Origin of the sequence: Roseisolibacter agri (genome assembly GCF_030159095.1) — a bacterium.
Taxonomy (GTDB): Bacteria; Gemmatimonadota; Gemmatimonadetes; order Gemmatimonadales; family Gemmatimonadaceae; genus Roseisolibacter; species Roseisolibacter agri.
In genome coordinates this window covers 484,406-501,531 of sequence record NZ_BRXS01000007.1, presented here as the reverse complement: position 1 = coordinate 501,531, position 17,126 = coordinate 484,406, and the positions used below count along the sequence as shown (strand labels likewise).

Here is a 17,126-nt window from a genome sequence, read left to right as displayed (position 1 = left end):
TCGCTCACGTGTTACGCACCCGTTCGCCGGTGACCCTTGCGGGCCCCCTAGACTTGCATGTGTTAAGCACGCCGCCAGCGTTCGTCCTGAGCCAGGATCAAACTCTCCAATGAGTGTTTGTCTGCTCGTTCGAACGCGGTCTCCAATCGAACGCGGAGAGCCGCGTCCGGAATCATATCGTGTCTGTTCCTCTCCCCGTCGCGCACGAACGCAACGGATCAATGAGGGCCATCGCACGACCATCTCTCTCGATTGTCAATCAGCAACTGTCTCGTCGGCTGCCTTTCGGCGTCCGCCCCGTCGCTGCCGGGGAACAGTAAGTATAGCGCTTTGAGGCCGTTCCGCAAGTCCCAACCGCGTCGTTCGTGCCTCGCAACCAACCGCGCGCAACCGGCCAACCACCCGCTCGATCTCGCGCCGCCACACCAGCGATGCTGTTGTGGTGGAGCCCCAAGTGTAGCCAGCCCGAGGCCGTTGGTGAACCCCCCCGCCGATATTTCTCGCGCCGCGCGCAGCGCACATGGCGCCGCGCCTCCGCGAAGTGAAAGCTGAGCTCGCTGACGGGCGTGCAGCCGGCAATCAGGCGGGGCCGGCCCCCTCCTGGGAGCCGGCCCCGCCTGCGCACGGCCTGAGGATCACTCAGGCGTCGTCGTCGTCCAGATCGTCGTCGAGGTCGAGGTCTTCATCCTCGTCGTCGAGATCGTCCTCGTCGTCGAGATCATCCTCGTCGTCGAGATCGTCGTCGTCCTCCTCGTCGTCCTCGTCCTCATCCTCGTCGTCGAGCGCCTCGGGATCGTCGAACTCGTCGTCCAGCCCCTCGCCGAGCTCGTCGCCAAAGCCCTCTTCTTCGGGATCGTCGTCCTCGCTGCTCCGCCGGGGGGACATCAGCACGAACGCCTCATCCGCCAAGGCGTCCGGCCACGACGACTCGAGCATGTCCGACATACCAGGAGTCTCCTTGCAGGTCTAGAAGGAAGTGGGATCCGCCGGAGGCGCGATTCCGCCCGCCGGGTACGACGCCTACAGGGCGGCGCGTTCGCGCTCTCGCTTCGCCTCGCGGGAGACACGCTTCCGGTCGCTCTCGCTGAGGAGGCGCTTCCGCAGGCGGATGCTCTGCGGCGTCACCTCGATCAGCTCATCGTCCTCGATATACTCGAGGGCGGATTCCAGCGTCAATGCCCGCGGCGGCTCGAGCTGGATGTTCTCGTCCGTCGACTTCGTGCGGATGTTCGTGAGCTTCTTCTCCTTCGACGGGTTGACGTCCATGTCCCCCGGTCGGGAGTTCTCGCCCACCACCATCCCCTCGTACACGGCGTCGCCGGGCGACACGAACAGCGTCGAGCGCTCCTGCAGGCTGGCGAGGGCGAACGCAACGACCACGCCGTTCTCCATCGACACCAGCACCCCACGGGAGCGTCCCGTGAGCGGACCGGCCCACGGCCCGTACTCCAGGAAGCTGTGGTGCATGATTCCGGTCCCGCGCGTGTCCGTGAGGAACTCCGAGCGATAGCCGAACAGCCCGCGCGCCGGGATCTTGTAGAGCAGGCGCACCAGCCCCTGCCCCGGGTTCTTCATCTCCAGCATCTCGGCGCGGCGCTGCCCGAGCTTCTCCATCACGGGGCCGAGGTAGTCCTCGGGCACGTCGATGGTCAGCTCCTCGTACGGCTCCAGCCGCTCGCCGTCGACGCCGGTCTTGAGGATCACGCGCGGACGCGACACCTGGAACTCGTACCCCTCGCGCCGCATGGTCTCCATGAGGATCGAGAGGTGGAGCTCACCGCGGCCGGACACCTGCCACGCGTCCGTCGAGTCGGTCTCCTCGACGCGCAGCGCGACGTTCCGCTCCAGCTCCTTGAACAGCCGGTCGCGGACCTGACGCGAGGTCACGAACTTCCCTTCCTTGCCGGAGAACGGGGAGTTGTTGACCATGAAGTCGACCGAGATCGTCGGCTCCTCGACGCTGATGCCCTCGAGACGCTCCGGATGGTCGACGTCGGTGATGGTGGCGCCGATCTCGACACCCTCCAGCCCGGCCAGTGCCACGACCTCGCCGGCCGACGCAGTCTCGATCTCGACGCGCTCCAGCCCCTCGTAGCCATACAGCTTGGTCACGCGCGAGCGCTCCGGCTGCCGCGTGGGCTCGAGCGGGATCAGCAGCACCGAGTCGCCGACCTTCACCGTGCCGCGCTCGATGCGGCCGATCGCCAGGCGCCCGAGGTACGGCGAGTAGTCGATGGTCGACGTCAGCATCTGGAACGGCTGATCGACCTCGCTCGGCGGCGCCGGGACGGTCTTCACGATCGTCTCGAACAGCGGCTCGAGGTCGACCGGCGTCTTGTCCAGGTCGAGCGTCGAGACGCCCTCCTTCGCGGACGCGTAGACGACGGGCGCCTCCAGCTGCGCCTCGGTGGCCTCGAGCTCGATGAAGAGCGAGAGCACCTCGTCGTGCACACGGAACGGATCCGCGCCGGGCCGGTCGATCTTGTTGATCACCACGATCGGCGTGCGGCCGAGCGCGAGCGCCTTGCCGAGCACGAAGCGCGTCTGCGGCATCGGGCCGTCGAACGCGTCGACCACGAGCAGCACGCCGTCGACCATGCGCAGGATGCGCTCGACCTCGCCGCCGAAGTCGGCGTGACCCGGCGTGTCGACGATGTTGATCTTGTACTCGTCCTTCCAGCGGACGCTCGTGTTCTTGGCGAGGATCGTGATCCCCCGCTCGCGCTCGAGCGGGTTGGAATCCATCACCCGCTCCTGGACCACCTGATTGTCGCGGAAGGCGCCGCCCTGGCGGAGCATCTTGTCGACGAGGGTGGTCTTCCCGTGGTCGACGTGCGCGATGATGGCAATGTTCCGGATCTGCATAGCCTGGGAATATACCGGCCCCAGTGGGCGGGTTACAAGTGCCCATCCCGCCAGAACTTACGGTCCCGTCACGACCCGTCGCCCGGCCGTGACGGGGCGCACCGTGCCGCCGGCGTCCCCGACCGAGAGTGGCCGACCGGTCAGCGGGAACATCCGACCCGGGCCGCGGACCTCCTTGCGGCACGTCCAGTGCGGCTGGAAGTTCCCCCATACCACCAGCATCCCCGGAGGGAAGCCCATGAAGCAGGACAATCGGCCCGCGGACGACCAGTATCCGCTCGGGCGGGGCTATGGCCACGACTACATGCGTGGCGGCGAGGTACTCGGCGGCTACGGCTACAGCGAGCGGCCGGAGTACGCGCGACGCCGCGGCGACGGTGCGTCGGCCAGCACGCTCCCCGACAGCGGCGAGCGACGTCGATCTTCCGACGACGACACCTGATCGTCATCCCCGCGGCGCGTGCGCCCGCGGGCCGATGCACGACACGCGGGGGGCCGCCATCGATGGCGGCCCCCCGCGTCACGTCCGGGGCGCTGCGCTGCGCGCGGCGATACGCGCCTACTTCGCGGTGTCGGCGAACGCGGTGTCGAGCCCGCGCTGCTTCAGCGACGCCACGAACGACGCCTTGTCGACCGCCTTCGTCCACGCCTCGCGCGGCTCCACCGTCTTCGCGTCGACCAGCTCCAGCAGCGCGTCGTTCAGCGTCACCATGCCGAGCTTGCGCGACGTCTGCATGATGGACGGGATCTGGAACGTCTTGCCCTCGCGGATCAGGTTCGACACCGCGGGCGTCGCCAGCAGGACCTCGCGCGCGGCCGCACGCCCGCCGCCGATCTTCCGGCAGAGCGTCTGCGAGATGACGCCCTTGAGCGACTCGCTCAGCATCACGCGGATCTGCGACTGCCGGTCGGCCGGGAACTGGTCGATGATGCGGTCCACCGTGCTGGGCGCCGTCGTCGTGTGCAGCGTGCCGAAGACGAGGTGTCCGGTCTCCGCCGTCTCGATGGCGATCGAGATCGTCTCGAGGTCGCGCAGCTCGCCGACCAGGATCACGTCCGGATCCTCGCGCAGCGCCGCGCGCAGCGCGCTCTTGAACGAGTCCGTGTGCACGCCGACCTGCCGCTGCGTGATCACGCACTGCTTGTTCGGGTGCACGAACTCGATCGGATCCTCGATGGTCAGGATGTGATCCTGGCGCGACCGGTTGACGAGGTCGACGAGCGAACAGAGCGTCGTGGACTTGCCCGAGCCCGTCGGGCCGGTGACGAGGACGAGGCCCTTCGTGAGGTAGCAGAGCTGCTGCACCTCCGGAGAGATCTTCATGTCCTCGACGCTGACGACCGTCGCCGGGATCACGCGGAACACGCCGGCGGGCCCGAGGCGGTCGCGCAGCGCGTTCGCGCGGAAGCGCGCGCAGCCCGCGATCTCGTACGCGTAGTCGGTGTCGTTCCGCTCCGCGAACTCCGCGCGGTTCCGGTCGGGCATGATCGCGAGCATCATCGCCTCGAGGCCGTCGCCGTCGAGGGCCGGCTCGTCGAGGCGCTCGAGGTGGCCGGACGCGCGGATGATCGGCGGCTCGCCGACGCGCAGGTGCAGGTCCGAGCCGCCGCGCTCCACGAGGATGCGCAGCAGCCGATCCATCGCCATGCGCGCCCGCTCGCCACCAGCGGACGGCCGCGCCGGCGCCGCCACCGCCGCCACCGCCGACGCGGGCGTGGGCGCGGCACTCGCCGGAATGCGGACCGGTGCGACGTCGGGCGCGCTGCCGAACGCCCCTTCGTAGGCGGTGGCGACGAAGCCGTCGACCGCGCCGTCCGCGGCGGCGCCGACGGATGCGAGCGCCGGCGTCTCGACGGCTGCGGCGACCGCGGGCTGCGGCGCCGGCGCGCTCACCGTGGCTGGCGTGAGCCGCGCGGCCCAGCGCTGCTCGGCGCGCGTCACGCGGACGTCGAACGGGCCGTCGGGCGAGGCGTAGCGGAAGTCGGCGGGCTGCGATGCGTCGAGGCGCGCGACGGCATCGGCTGGCGCGATCTCGCGCAGGAACGCGAGGAGCTGGCTGCCGGTCAGCGCCTGGCGCGTGACCGGGCGGCGCGCGCCGCCGACCAGGAAGGACGCCGGCTCGCCCTCGAGCAGCTCGACGGCGTCGCCGCGGCTGGCGGCGAGGGCGGACAGGAGGCGATCGACTTGCGGCACGGGCGACGGCGGCTCGGGAGGGCGGGACCCCGCTCGCCCACCCGGGCGCACGCGGCGGCTACGCGCACTCGACGCACGATCGCGGGCGCGGGTCACGCCCGCCGTGCCCCGAAGGGCACCCGTCGCGCCTCAGACGGGCGGCGCGCAGGGCTCGATGGTCTGCCGCTCCAGCTGCACGGTGACGTGCCGGATCCCCAGCTCCGCCATCGCCGCGTGCATCGCCTCCAGGGCAGGCTGCTGGCGCTCCAGCTCCGGCACGACCGCGTGGGCGCTCATCGCCACGAGCCCCGACGTCACGCTCCAGACGTGCAGGTCGTGGACGCTCTCGACGCCGACGACGGACTCGAGCCGGCCGCGCACGGCCGCGAGCGAGATGTGCGGCGGCACGCCTTCGAGCAGCACGTCGACGCTCTCGTGCACCAGACGCCACGCGCCGCGCACGATGAGCACCGTCGTGAGGATCGACACCAGCGGGTCGGCGGCAAGCCATCCCGTCGACCGCACGATGAGCGCGGCCGCCACGGTCCCGACGGAGCCCAGCAGGTCGCCCAGCACGTGGAGATACGCGCCGCGGACATTCAGGCTCGTGTGCGCGCTGCCGTGCAGCATCCACGCGCTGGCGACGTTGACCGCGAGGCCGGCGATCGCGACGCCGAGCATCGTGCCGGCGGCCAGCGGCTCGGGCGATCGGAAGCGGCCGATCGCCTCCCAGACGATCAGCGCGGAGATCAGCAGCAGCGCCGCGCCATTGAGGAAGGCCGCCAGGATCTCCCAGCGCAGATAGCCGTACGTCTTGCTCGGCGACGATGGCTGCCGGCTGAACCAGGCGACGAAGAGCGAGAGGCCCAGCGCGCCGACGTCCGTCAGCATGTGCCCCGCGTCCGCGAGCAGCGCCAACGAGTTGGACACGATGCCGCCCACCACCTCGGCGACCAGCAGCACGGCCGTGAGCACGAGCGCCCAGCGCAGCGCGCGCGTGGACGTCGCATGGGCGTGATCGTGTCCGTGGTCGTGCGCGTGGTCGTGCCCATCGTGATGCGCGTGCGCGTGCGCATCCATGCCGCCCGTGGCCGCGGCCCGCAGGTGGGCGCACTCCGGCGCGCGTGCGCCCACGCCGGCGTCCGCGGTGCGCGTCACGCGACCGCCGCCTCGCGCGCCGCCAGCGTGGCGCACAGCCGCATGGCCTCGTGAAAGCTGGACGGATCGGCGATACCCTGCCCCGCGATGTCCAGAGCGGTGCCGTGGTCCGGCGAGGTCCGCGGGAACGGAAGGCCGAGCGTCACGTTCACGGCGCTGCCGAAGGCGGCGACCTTGATCGCGGTCATGCCGACGTCGTGGTACGGCGCGATGACGGCGTCGAACGCGCCGCGCATCGCCCGCACGAACACCGTGTCGGCCGGCAGCGGCCCGGCCAGGCCGGCGGCGCGCGCCGCGGGCGCCAGCAGCTCGTCGTCCTCGCGTCCGAACCGGCCGCCGTCGCCCGCGTGCGGGTTCATCGCACAGAGCGCGATGCGCGGCTCCGCGATGCCGAACCACCGCTGCAGGTGGTCGCGCGTGAGCGCGGCGGCGTGCGCGATCGTCTCCGCCGTGAGCAGACGGGGGACGTCGCGCAGCGCGACGTGCGTGGTCGCGAGCACAACACGCAGCGGCGTACCGCCCGCGACGCTCGGGCGCGTGGCGGCGAGCATCATCGCCGGCTCGGTCCCCGTGAGCGCGCCCAGCATCTCGGTGTGGCCAGGGAAGTCGTAGCCGCCGGCGTGCAGCGCCGCCTTGTCGAGCGGCGCGGTCACGATGCCCTGCACCGCGCCCTGCTGGGCCAATCGGACCGCGGCCTCGATCGCGCGGCCCGCGAGGCGACCAGCGCCCGCCGCGCCGTCGCGCGGATCCCAGGCGCCCACGTCGACGTCGACGTCGACGCCCGTGCCGGACGGGCCGACCAGAACGAGCGACACGTCGCCCGGAACGACGTCGGTCCCGAGCGTCCTGGCGACGAGCTCGGGACCGATGCCCCGAGGGTCACCGAGGGTGACGGCGAGGCGCGTCGTCATGCGACCGTCAGCGATCGCGGCCGGCGCTCACTTGGACGCCGTCCGGGGCTGCTCCTCCAGCCGGATGGAGACGTAGGTCGCCTTCTTCAGGTTGTCGATCAGCTTGCGGACCGTCTTCGCCTCGCTGACCTGCTCGCGCAGGCGCTGCTTGACCGTCGCCTCGGGATACTCGCCGGCCGGCACCGCCATCGTGACCTTCAGGACGACGAACTTCTGCGTCTTGTTGGCCGGGTCGTCGATCGCGAACGGGCCGACGAGCGCGTTGACGCCCGCGTTGCCGATGGCCGCGGCGTACGCCGGCGGCAGCGAGTCGCGCGGAAACTCGGGCAGCGAGCCGTTCTCGACGACGTCGTGGTGCTTCGCCGAGAGCGAATCGAAGTCGGCGCCCTTCTCGAGCGCGGCGCGGACGCTGTCCGCCTCGAGCTTCGCGCGCTGCACGCCGCCCGAGTCGAGCTGCGGACGGATGAGGATGTGGCGCGCCTTCACCTCGGCCGGCTGCGCGCGGTCGACGCGGATGATGTGGTAGCCGAACGACGTCTCGACGATGGGGCTCACGCGGCCGACCGGCAGCGCGAACATCATCTCGTCGAACTCCTTGACCATCGTGCCGCGGCGGTTCCAACCGAGGTCGCCGCCCTGCTCCTTGGAGCCGGGGTCCATCGACTCACGCTTGGCGATCTGCTCGAAGTTGCCGCCCTTCACGATCTCCACGAGCAGCGACTCGGCCTTCGCGCGCGCGGCCTTCTTGGCGGCGGGCGTCGGCTTGTTGGCGACGACGATCTGGCGGAAGCCGATCTGCGCCTCGCGCTTCGGGATGGTCGAGCGGCTCTGCTCGTAGGCCTCGTTGAGCTCCTGATCGCTCACGGGCGACGGCGCCAGCTTCTGCTCGCGGCGGAGCTTCTGCACGACCTCGCGCTGCAGCTCGTTGCGGCGCAGCAGCTCCATCTGGCGACGACGGTAGTCCTCGGGCGTGCCGAAGCCCGCGCGCCGCAGCTCGGAGCGGTACTCCTCCTCGCTGCGGAACTGCGCGCGGACCTGCTGGAGCTGCCGATCAACGGTGCGATTCAGGTCGTCGTCCTGCAGCTCGACCTTCTCGTCGTTCGCCTTCTGCACGAGCAGCTCGGCGTCGATCATCTCATTCAGCACGTCCCGCTCGAACTTGAGCCGCTCGGCGGGATCGGTGGGCAGCTGCATGCCGCGCGCGCGGCGCATGTTCACCTCGTCCAGCAGCTCGCTGTAGAGGATCGGGGTCGTGCCGACGATGGCGACGACGCGATCGACGTCGAGCTGCGGATCGGACGCGGCGACCGTCGTCACCGGCGCGGGCTGGGCGGCCGGCTGGGCCGCCGGCTGGGCAGGCGGCTGCGAGGGCGCCGTGGGCGCGGTCTGCGCGGATGCGACGCCGGCCACGCCGAGCAGCGCCGCCAGGAGCGGCGCGGCGACACGGCGGGCGGGAAGCCGGAACGGTAGGTGACGCATAGGCTTGGGTACCCGAACGGGCAGGGCGAGGTCCGCGGACGCCCGGGCAGGACCCCGGACGACACGTCGAGAGGTAACGGCGGCGCTCACGGCGCGCGAGAGGGGTGGGCGCCGCGTGGCGCCCACCCCTCTGCGACGGCCGCGAACGGCCGGCGACTGGCGTGACTCAGGGGCGCTGCGGGGCGCCCGGAGCCGGAGCCGCCGGCGCGGCACCGCCCGGCGCGGCACCCGGCGCCGCGGCGCCCGGAGCGCCCGGCATCGGGACGGCCGTCGCCGGCTGGCCGGCCGCGCGCGCCGAGTCGGCCGACGCGCGGACCTGCGCGGCGCGCTCGAGCGCGCGATCGAGGCCCTTGTCGTTCAGCTCGAAGTCGTACTTGCTGCGGAGCGCGGCCTCGATGGGTGCCGGCACCTCGATGAACTGCGCCTGCTGCTGCGTGAGGCGGTCGAGGTAGGTCTCGACGCGCGTGGCGGCGAGGCGCTCCTTGTCGGCCTTGCTCTTGGCGCTGTCGTTGAGCGCGGCAGGCGCGACGCCCAGCCCGCTCCACATGTTCGTGACCGCGCCGACGAACGACTTGCGGAGGTTCGCGAGCTCGGTCGTGTCGAGCTGGATCTTCGCGCTGTCGGCCTGCTTGAGCAGGACCTCGTTCCGCGCCAGCTGCTTGACGAAGACCTTGATGACCGAGTCCGGCGCCTGCTGGATCTGCGTGCGGAGCTGCGGGCCCATGGGCAGGGCGCCGATCCAGCGCGCCACACGGCTCGCCTTCAGGTCGCCGGCCGACGACGTCGCGAGGACCTTGTCGTCGTCCTTGTGGCCGTCCACGTCCTGCGCGATCGCCTTGGTCCAGAGCGGCGCATCGGCCTTCACCTCGACCTTCGCGTCCGTCTCGAGCTTGGCGAGGTAGGTGCTCTCCGCGACCTGGCGCGTGCGCTGCCCCACCGCCTGCGTGAACTGCGGCGCGACCTCGGCGAACGTCGGGCGGTAGATGATGTGGTAGCCGAACGGCGTCTCGACGAGGCCGGAGACCTGACCCGGCTGCAGCGCGACGAGCGCACGCTCGAACGGCTGCACCATGGCGCCCTTCGGGAAGATCCCGAGCGAGCCGCCGTTGGCGGCCGAGCCGGCATCCGTGCTGTTCTTGCGCGCCAGCTCCTGGAAGTTGGCGGCCGTCACCTGGCCACGGATCGCCTCGGCCTTGCGGCGGGCGGAGTCCTTGACCGCCTGCGGCACCTGCTGGTTCGGCTGGGGCGGCTGGTTCGAGAAGCCGACCAGGATGTGGCGTGCCGCGAGGAGCTCGCCGTTGGCGTAGCGCGTCGAGACGTTCGACGTGTCGGACTGGACGTTCGCGAGCACCTGCTCGCCGAGCTTGCGGATGCGCTCCTGCGCCACGACGGCCCAGACCGCGTCGTCGATGGTCTTCTGGTCGGCGAGCGAGTCGCCGGCCGCCGCGGCGGTGCCGAGCAGCTGGTAGTCGACCCAGAGGGACGCGAGGTTCTTCGCCACGTCGCGCTGGAGCGGGATCTGGGGCGAGCGCCCCATCAGCTGCCCGAGGCGCTCGACCGAGAGCTCCTGCGAGCCGGCCTTCGCGACGGTATCGACGTGCGCGGTCATCGCCTCCTTGAAGCCGTCGCACGCGGCGAGGCCAGCGGCGGCGGCGAGGACGAAGAGACCCTGGCGTTTCATGGACAGCGGGGGTGTACGGTGGAGGGGCGTGAGGCGGGAGGCCGCCGGGCAGGACGCACGCATCGCCGCGGCGTCACCGCCCCGCAGGGCCGACGACTTCGCGGCGAGGACCAGCGACCCGCGAGCGTCAGGCGGGGACCAGACTGCGGAGCGCCCGGACCAGACCGGGCAGGATCTCGGCGCCACCCAGTCGCGCGAGCTTGAGCGACAGGGGCTGGGCGCGCTTGACCTCGGCCTGGAACTGCACGTCGTGGAACGCCGCACCGAGCGCCTTCATGCGCGGGACGGCGGTATCCCGGAATGTTACCCGGGCCTCGTCGCCCCGCACAAGGACGCCCTCGACCCCCAGGGCGCCACCCAGCACCCGGAGGTAGGCCGTGGCGAAGAAGGCCTCGGCCTGGGGCGGCAGGGCGCCGAAGCGGTCGCGCACCTCGTCGCGCAGGGCGTCGATCTCCGCCGCCGTGGTTGTAGCCCCGAGGCGTCGATAGAGGTCTAGCTTCGCCTCCTGCGACACGACGTAGTCGTCCGGCAGGTAGGCCGCCTGGTCGAGCGAGACGTCCGACGGCACGAGCCGCGGCGCCACGTCGCCGGCGATCAGGCGCCGCACCGTCTCGTCGAGCATGCGCAGGTACATGTCGAAGCCGACCGCGTGCACGAAGCCGCTCTGCTCGGGGCCGAGCAGGTTGCCGGCACCGCGCAGCTCCATGTCCTTGAGCGCGACCCGGTACCCCGCCCCGAGCTCCGTGTGGTGCTCCAGCACCGAGAGGCGGCGCTCCGCGTCCTCGTCCACCGCGTCGGGCACCAGCAGGTAGCAGTAGGCGCGGCGGTGCGAGCGGCCCACGCGGCCGCGCAGCTGGTAGAGCTGCGCGAGGCCGAAGTGGTGCGCGTTGTTGACGAACATCGTGTTCGCGTTCGGCACGTCGAGCCCCGTCTCGACAATCAGCGTCGAGACGAGGATGTCCACGTCGTGGCTCACGAACCGGTGCATCACGTCCTCGAGGTCCTTCTCGCGCATCTGGCCGTGGCCGACGGCGATGCGCGCGCGCGGAACGATGCGCCGCAGGTGGTCCGCGACCGCCTCGATGGTCTCGACGCGGTTGTGGACGTAGAACACCTGCCCGCCGCGATCGAGCTCGCGCGCGATCCCTTCCTCCACCAGCCCGTCGTCCTTGGGCTCGACGAAGGTCAGCACGGGCGAGCGGTCGCGCGGCGCCGTCTGCATCAGCGTCATGTCGCGCAGCCCGGCCAGCGACTGGTGCAACGTGCGCGGGATGGGCGTCGCCGTCAGCGTCAGCACGTCGGTCTCGAGCTTCAGCTGCTTGAGCCGCTCCTTGTGCTTGACGCCGAAGCGGTGCTCCTCGTCGACGATGATCAGCCCGAGCCCGTTGAACGTGATGTCGGGGCTGAGCAGGCGATGCGTGCCGATGATGACGTCGACCTTGCCGGCGGCGAGCTCGCTCATGACGCCCGCCTGCTCCTTCGCGGTCTGGAAGCGCGACAGCATCTCGACGCGCACCGGGAAGTCGGCGAAGCGCTCGCTGAAGGTGCGGTGGTGCTGGTCGGCGAGGATCGTCGTCGGCACGAGCACGGCGACCTGCCGCCCGCTCTGTACCGCCTTGAACGCGGCGCGCACGGCGATCTCGGTCTTGCCGTAGCCCACGTCGCCGACGAGCAGGCGGTCCATCGGCCGCCCGCTCTCCATGTCCTTCTTGACGTCCTCGGTCGCCTTGCGCTGGTCGGGCGTGTCCTCGAAGAGGAAGCTCGACTCCAGCTGCCGCTGCCACGCGCCGTCGGGATTGTGCGGTGGTCGCGCGGCGACGCGGCGACGCGCGTACAGCTCCAGCAGCTCGACGGTCATCTCCTGGATGGCGGCGCGCGTCTTGTCGCGCTGCGCCTGCCAGCGCTTGCCGCCCAGGCGGTGCAGCCGCGGCGGCGGCGCGTCGGCGTCACCGTCACCCGCCGCGCGATAGCGCTCGATCTGATCGAGGCGGTAGAGCGGCACGTTCAGCTTGTCGCCGCCCTCGTACTCGACGACCGCGACCTCGATCGTGTTCGTGCCGACGAACTTGGTCTCGATGCCGCGGTAGATGCCGACGCCGTGCTCCAGGTGCACGACGAAGTCGCCGGGCTTGAGCCCCGTGACGGCGTCCAGCGCCGTGCCGGCCGAGTAGCGCCGCGCGCGGCGGATGCGCCGGTCGCGGCGGAAGATCTCGTGGTCAGTGAGGACGCGCAGGCCCGGGACGTTGCGTCCCAGCGCGTCGGCGCCGGCGGGGACGACGAAGCCGCCCCCGAGCACGCCGATCACGAGCGCCGCGGGGGACGGCTGCCGTCCGACGAAGTCGTCCTCCTTCTCGCCCAGCAGCTCGTCGAGACGCTCGGCCTGCCCCTCGTTGTCGCAGAGGATGAGCGTCGTCATCCCGTCGCGCACGAGACGGCGCAGCTTGCGGATGTCGCGGTCGATCGCGTCCGGCGCGCGGAGCGGGAAGCCGATCTCCGGCGTCGCGCCGCCGGCCTTGTCGGGCGCGATCTCGCGCAGCGTGCCGAAGCCCTTCAGCAGCCCACGCGCCTCGGACGGCTCGAGGAAGAGCGCCTCGCGCTTCGGCACGTCCTCGCCGCGTCGGCGCGCGAGCTCCAGATGGTGCGCGGCCTCGTCCCACGTGCGCTGGAGCTCCGCGCCCTCGTCCAGCCCATCGGCGACGAAGAGCAGCGTGTCCGGCGTCCAGAGGTCGGCGAGGGTGACGCGCTCGAACTCCGTCCCCTCGCCCGCCAGCGCGCCGTCGACCGGCAGCACGACTGCCACTTCGGCCGCGCGCGTGGAGCGCTGGCTGAACAGGTCGAAGTGGCGCAGCTCCGAGATCTCGTCGCCCCAGAACTCGAGGCGCACGGGCTCCGCCATGCCGAAGCCGTAGATGTCGAAGATGCCGCCGCGCACCGAGAACTGCGCGATGTCGTCGACCATGGCGACGCGCGTGAAGCCCACGCGCTCGAGGTGCGCGGCGAGATCCTCGGGACGCCACACGTCGCCGCGCCGCAGCTCGAGGCGCGCCTGCTGCAGCGCGCGCGGCAGCCGCGTGCGCTCCAGCACCGCACGCGGCGTCGTGAGCAGGATGCGCACGCCGCCGCGCGTCAGCCGCTCCAGCGTCTCGACGCGCTCGCCCGCCACCTCGGCGTGCGGCTCGGCCTCGCCGAACGCCTCGCGGTGCGGATAGAGCGCGACGGGCGCGCCGCCCTCGGCGGGGCGGTCGAGCAGCGTGTCGAGATCGGCGAGCCAGCGCTCGGCCTCCGGGACGCCGGCGGCGAGCACCACGAACAAGCGCTGCGGGAAGCGGCGCGCGAGCGCGGCGAGCAGCACCGCATCGCTGGAGCCGTGCAGGCCGCCGACGGTGACGGTCGCGCGCGCGCCGGGCAGCGTGTTGGCGAGGCGGGTGAACGCGGGAAGCGCTTCGATCGCCTCGACGAGCGTCGGGAGGGCCATCGCCTACGCGGCGCGCGGCCGCAGCGCGGCTCCCGCACCGCCAGCGGCGCCGCGGCGCGCGATGAGCGCCTCGGCCGCGAGCGCGGCGATCGCGGCCGCGATCAGCACGCCGCCGATCGGGCGGCGCCCGCCACCCGCGAACACCGCCGACGCCGCCGCGTCGCCGTCACGCGCCGTCTCCACCCGCTGCCCGCGCACGCGCGCGCGCAGCGCCCCACCGCTCAACCGTTCCAACCGCAGCTCCTCGGCTTCCGGATCGACCACGAGCGCACCCGCCGGGGCGCCGCTCCGGAGCCAAAGGTAAACGCCCGGGCGCGCGGGGGCGGAGAGCGCGCGGCCCGCCACGGCCGTGCGCCGCCCGTCCGGCGCGCGCAGCGCGTCGGCGCCGGCGGGCACCGGGACGCTCGCCCCCGGAGCCGCGCGCTGCACCGCGCCGCTCTCCTGCAGCCGCTGCGAGAGCACGGCGCCGAGCCAGGGCGCGAACGCGGCGCGCAGCGGGAACTGCGTGGCCGCGGGATCCATCGCCGAGGCGACGAGGACGTAGCCCGGTCCGGCGACGACCCACGGCTCGCCGCCGACCGTCGCGAGCGTGTCCGATGCCTCGCCGCCCTGCGGCACGAGCCGCCAGCGGCGCGCGACGTCGACGACCACCGCGGAGTCGGCGCCGAGCAGACCGGCGACGCTGGCGCGCGACGCGCCGCCCGCCGCACCGAAGCGCCACGGCACGCCGAGCCGCGCGAGCGCCTGGTTGGCGGCGCCGAGCCGCGACGGATCGGACGGCGCGACGAGGAGCGCGGGGCGACGCCCGGCGAAGCCCGGCTCCGCGATCAGCACCGCGTCGGCACCCGCGCCCTCGCGCACGCGGCCCGCCTGGCGCAGCGCGTCGAGCGCCGTGACGACGAACGGCCCGACCGAGGGATCGACGCGCACCGCGGGCGGCGCGCCCGCCAGCACGGCGAAGTGGCGCACGTCGTCGCCGCGCAGCTCGTCCGGCTCGACGCTGACGGTGCCCGTGAGCCACCCCGTCGCCGCGGGACGCAGGACGACGCGCACCTCGCCGTCGGGCGGCGCCGTGCCGCGCGCTGAGCCGACCTCGCGACCGGCCGTGTCGGTGAGCAGCACGCGCCACGTCGCCGTGTCGCGCGACGCGAGGCGCGCCCAGGCCTCGCCCGCCGGCGACCAGCGCGCGGGGCGCGCGGCCGCGTCCACCACCGCGCGGTCGCGGGGCGCGTCGCCGGCGGGACGCACGACCAGCGTGTGCGCGGCGCCGACGTCCGCCGTGCGCGGCCACGCCGTCGCCTGGCCGTCGGTCACGACGACGACCGCCGGCGCGCCGCCGCCCGCGCCCTGCACCAGCGCGGCGGCGCGCGCCGCCGCGGCCGGGAGGTCGCCCGCACCGGCCAGCGGCGCGACGCGCGAGAGCGCCGCGCGCACGGCCGTCGCGCTGCCGCCGGTCACCTGACCGTCCGCGGTCACGAGCCAGACGCGATCGGTCGCGGCCGCGGCGTCGAGCACGCGCGCGGCCTCGGTGCGCAGCGCGTCGAGCACGGGGCGTCCGTCGGCGACCGCGGTCGTGCTGAGCGAGTTGTCGAGGACGACCGCGAGGGCCGTCGGCGCGTGTGACGCGGTCCGCAGGTTGGCCACGGGGCGCGCCGCGGCCAGCGCGACGAGCAGGATCGCCAGCACCCGCAACGCCATCAGCAGCCAGTTGCGGAGCCGCAGCTTGGCGCTGTTCTCCTGCTCCGCGCGGGCGAGGTAGCGCGCGGCCGGGAACTCGACGCGCGCGCCGATGCGGCGCCGCAGCAGGTGCAGCAGCAGCGGCACGGCGGCCGCGCCCGCGAGCGCGAGCCAGATGGGCGCGAGGAACTGCATCCGGCGCTAGCGGTGCTGGGCGGTCAGGGGACGCGGCTGCGCGCCGCGAAGGCGTGGCGCAGCGGGACGCCGAACGGCGCGTCGGTCGGGATCTGGACGTAGCGGGCGCCGAGCCGCGCGCACACCGAGCGCCAGTTGTCGAGCGCGGCGTCGACGGTCGCGCGGTAGGCGTCGCGCACCTCGCCGACGACGGCGGGCACCGCGAGCCCCGTCTCGGGATCCTCGAACACCGCCTCGCCCGCCATCATCGACAGGTCGCGCTCGGCCGGATCCATCACGTGCAGCACGGTGACGTCGTGCCCCGCGGCGCGCAGCCCGCGCAGCGACTCCTCGATCTCGGGACCGTCGACGAGCAGGTCGGAGACGAGGATCACCATGCCCGCGCGCCGCACGAGCCGCGACGCCTGCGCGAGCCCGAGGCCGGCCTTGGTGTCGCGCCCCGCGCCCGGCTCGGCGAGGCTGGCGAGGAGTCGGCGCCACTGCCCCGTGCGCGAGCGCGGCGGCACCACGCTGCGCACGGCCGCATCGAAGCGCACGAGCCCCACCGCATCGCGCTGCCGCAGCAGCAGGAGCGACAGCGCCGCGACCATCTGCTCGGCGTAGGCGAGCTTGGTCATGCGCGGGGTGCGGACGCCGCGGCCGCCCGCGGGCGCGCCGGTCCAGTCCATCGAGCGGCTGACGTCGAGCACCAGGGTCGCGCGGAGGTTCGTCTCCTCCTCGAACTGCTTCACCACCCAGCGGTCGGCGCGGGCGGCGATGCGCCAGTCGAGGTAGCGCAGGTCGTCGCCCGGCTGATAGGGGCGGTGCTCCGCGAACTCGACGGAGAAGCCGCGGCGCGGCGAGCGGTGGAGCCCCGTGATGAAGCCGTCGACCACCCAGCGCGCGACGATCTCCAGGCCGCCGAGGGCGGCGACGGACGCGGGGTCGAGCAGGTCGGCACGCAGGGCTGGCATCGGCGCGGGAAGCTACGCGCCGGCGCGAGCGCGGTGTAGGCCCGCGGGCGCGCTGACAGACGTTTGACGGTGACGTGCGTCATCCGGAGGTGACACACGTCGTCCCCGGACGAGGACGACGTCCGCGCCCGCGACCGCCGCGCGCGCGGGCCCGCAGCCGCCCTCTGGACAGGGCGCGCACCGCCCCGCATGCTCCCGCGATGGAAGTGAACCGCGAGGGGTACGAGGCGATGGCGGAGCGCCACCTGCGCGAGTGGAAGGAGGACACGCGGGTCCGGCGATGGTTCTGGATCCGCACGGCGATCGCGTGCTGGCTCTGCGCGATGCCGGGCTTCCTGATGGGCGCGTGGGCGTTCCACGTCACCGATCCGGAGCTCGGCGACATCCTCCTCAAGGGCGGGATGATCCTCGTCCCGATCGCGCTGCTGGTGGTGATCGGACGGGCGATCCACGTCGCGCACGAGCGCGGCTGGCTCTGACCGCGACGGGCGCCGACGAGCGGTCGACGCCGGCGCCCGAGACTTGCCACGAAACCGAGACGAGGCGGCGCATCCCGACG

General features: G+C 72.8%; 12 protein-coding genes and 1 rRNA gene. 2 read left to right on the top strand and 11 right to left on the bottom strand.

Annotated elements, in window-relative coordinates; translation table 11 throughout:
- From rosag_RS23195 to typA, 3 genes are all read right to left on the bottom strand, one after another.
- Positions 1-113, bottom strand: a 16S ribosomal RNA gene (locus rosag_RS23195); the annotation flags it as partial.
- Between the two features lie 526 nt (positions 114-639).
- On the bottom strand, positions 640-945 hold the full coding sequence (locus tag rosag_RS23190) for a hypothetical protein (protein WP_284352564.1): 306 nt from the start codon (positions 943-945) through the stop codon (positions 640-642).
- Between the two features lie 75 nt (positions 946-1,020).
- Positions 1,021-2,865: a translational GTPase TypA gene (gene typA / locus rosag_RS23185; protein WP_284352563.1), complete on the bottom strand. Its 1,845-nt coding sequence runs from the start codon at positions 2,863-2,865 to the stop codon at positions 1,021-1,023.
- A 238-nt stretch (positions 2,866-3,103) separates the two neighbouring features.
- On the opposite strand from typA, the gene rosag_RS23180 reads away from it, so the two are divergent.
- Positions 3,104-3,307: a hypothetical protein gene (locus tag rosag_RS23180; RefSeq protein ID WP_284352562.1), complete on the top strand. Its 204-nt coding sequence runs from the start codon at positions 3,104-3,106 to the stop codon at positions 3,305-3,307.
- Positions 3,308-3,424: 117 nt separating this feature from the next.
- On the opposite strand, the gene rosag_RS23175 is transcribed toward rosag_RS23180, so the two are convergent.
- The 8 genes from rosag_RS23175 to rosag_RS23140 all read right to left on the bottom strand — a co-directional run bounded on the left by rosag_RS23175 (position 3,425) and on the right by rosag_RS23140 (position 16,567).
- Positions 3,425-5,059 (bottom strand): type IV pilus twitching motility protein PilT, encoded by a 1,635-nt coding sequence (locus rosag_RS23175; RefSeq protein WP_284352561.1) that lies wholly within the window; start codon positions 5,057-5,059, stop codon positions 3,425-3,427.
- A 129-nt stretch (positions 5,060-5,188) separates the two neighbouring features.
- Complete coding sequence (locus rosag_RS23170) at positions 5,189-6,196, bottom strand: cation diffusion facilitator family transporter (protein WP_284352560.1); 1,008 nt, start codon at positions 6,194-6,196, stop codon at positions 5,189-5,191.
- Positions 6,193-7,107, bottom strand: coding sequence for a 4-hydroxythreonine-4-phosphate dehydrogenase PdxA (gene pdxA, locus rosag_RS23165; protein WP_284352559.1), 915 nt, complete (start codon positions 7,105-7,107; stop codon positions 6,193-6,195). Before pdxA ends, rosag_RS23170 begins: the two co-directional genes overlap by 4 nt.
- Before the next feature lie 27 nt (positions 7,108-7,134).
- Positions 7,135-8,586, bottom strand: a complete 1,452-nt coding sequence (locus tag rosag_RS23160; RefSeq protein WP_284352558.1) for a peptidylprolyl isomerase — start codon at positions 8,584-8,586, stop codon at positions 7,135-7,137.
- Between the two features lie 166 nt (positions 8,587-8,752).
- Positions 8,753-10,267, bottom strand: coding sequence for a peptidylprolyl isomerase (locus rosag_RS23155; protein ID WP_284352557.1), 1,515 nt, complete (start codon positions 10,265-10,267; stop codon positions 8,753-8,755).
- 127 nt (positions 10,268-10,394) lie between these two features.
- Positions 10,395-13,742 carry a transcription-repair coupling factor gene (gene mfd / locus rosag_RS23150; RefSeq protein ID WP_284352556.1) on the bottom strand — a complete coding sequence of 1,116 codons (3,348 nt, stop codon included), beginning with the start codon at positions 13,740-13,742 and terminating at the stop codon, positions 10,395-10,397.
- A gap of 3 nt (positions 13,743-13,745) precedes the next feature.
- Positions 13,746-15,614, bottom strand: coding sequence for a vWA domain-containing protein (locus tag rosag_RS23145; RefSeq protein ID WP_284352555.1), 1,869 nt, complete (start codon positions 15,612-15,614; stop codon positions 13,746-13,748).
- Positions 15,615-15,637: 23 nt separating this feature from the next.
- Positions 15,638-16,567 (bottom strand): DUF58 domain-containing protein, encoded by a 930-nt coding sequence (locus rosag_RS23140; protein WP_284352554.1) that lies wholly within the window; start codon positions 16,565-16,567, stop codon positions 15,638-15,640.
- Between the two features lie 200 nt (positions 16,568-16,767).
- On the opposite strand from rosag_RS23140, the gene rosag_RS23135 reads away from it, so the two are divergent.
- Positions 16,768-17,046 carry a hypothetical protein gene (locus rosag_RS23135; RefSeq protein ID WP_284352553.1) on the top strand — a complete coding sequence of 93 codons (279 nt, stop codon included), beginning with the start codon at positions 16,768-16,770 and terminating at the stop codon, positions 17,044-17,046.
- Positions 17,047-17,126 lie beyond the last annotated feature (80 nt).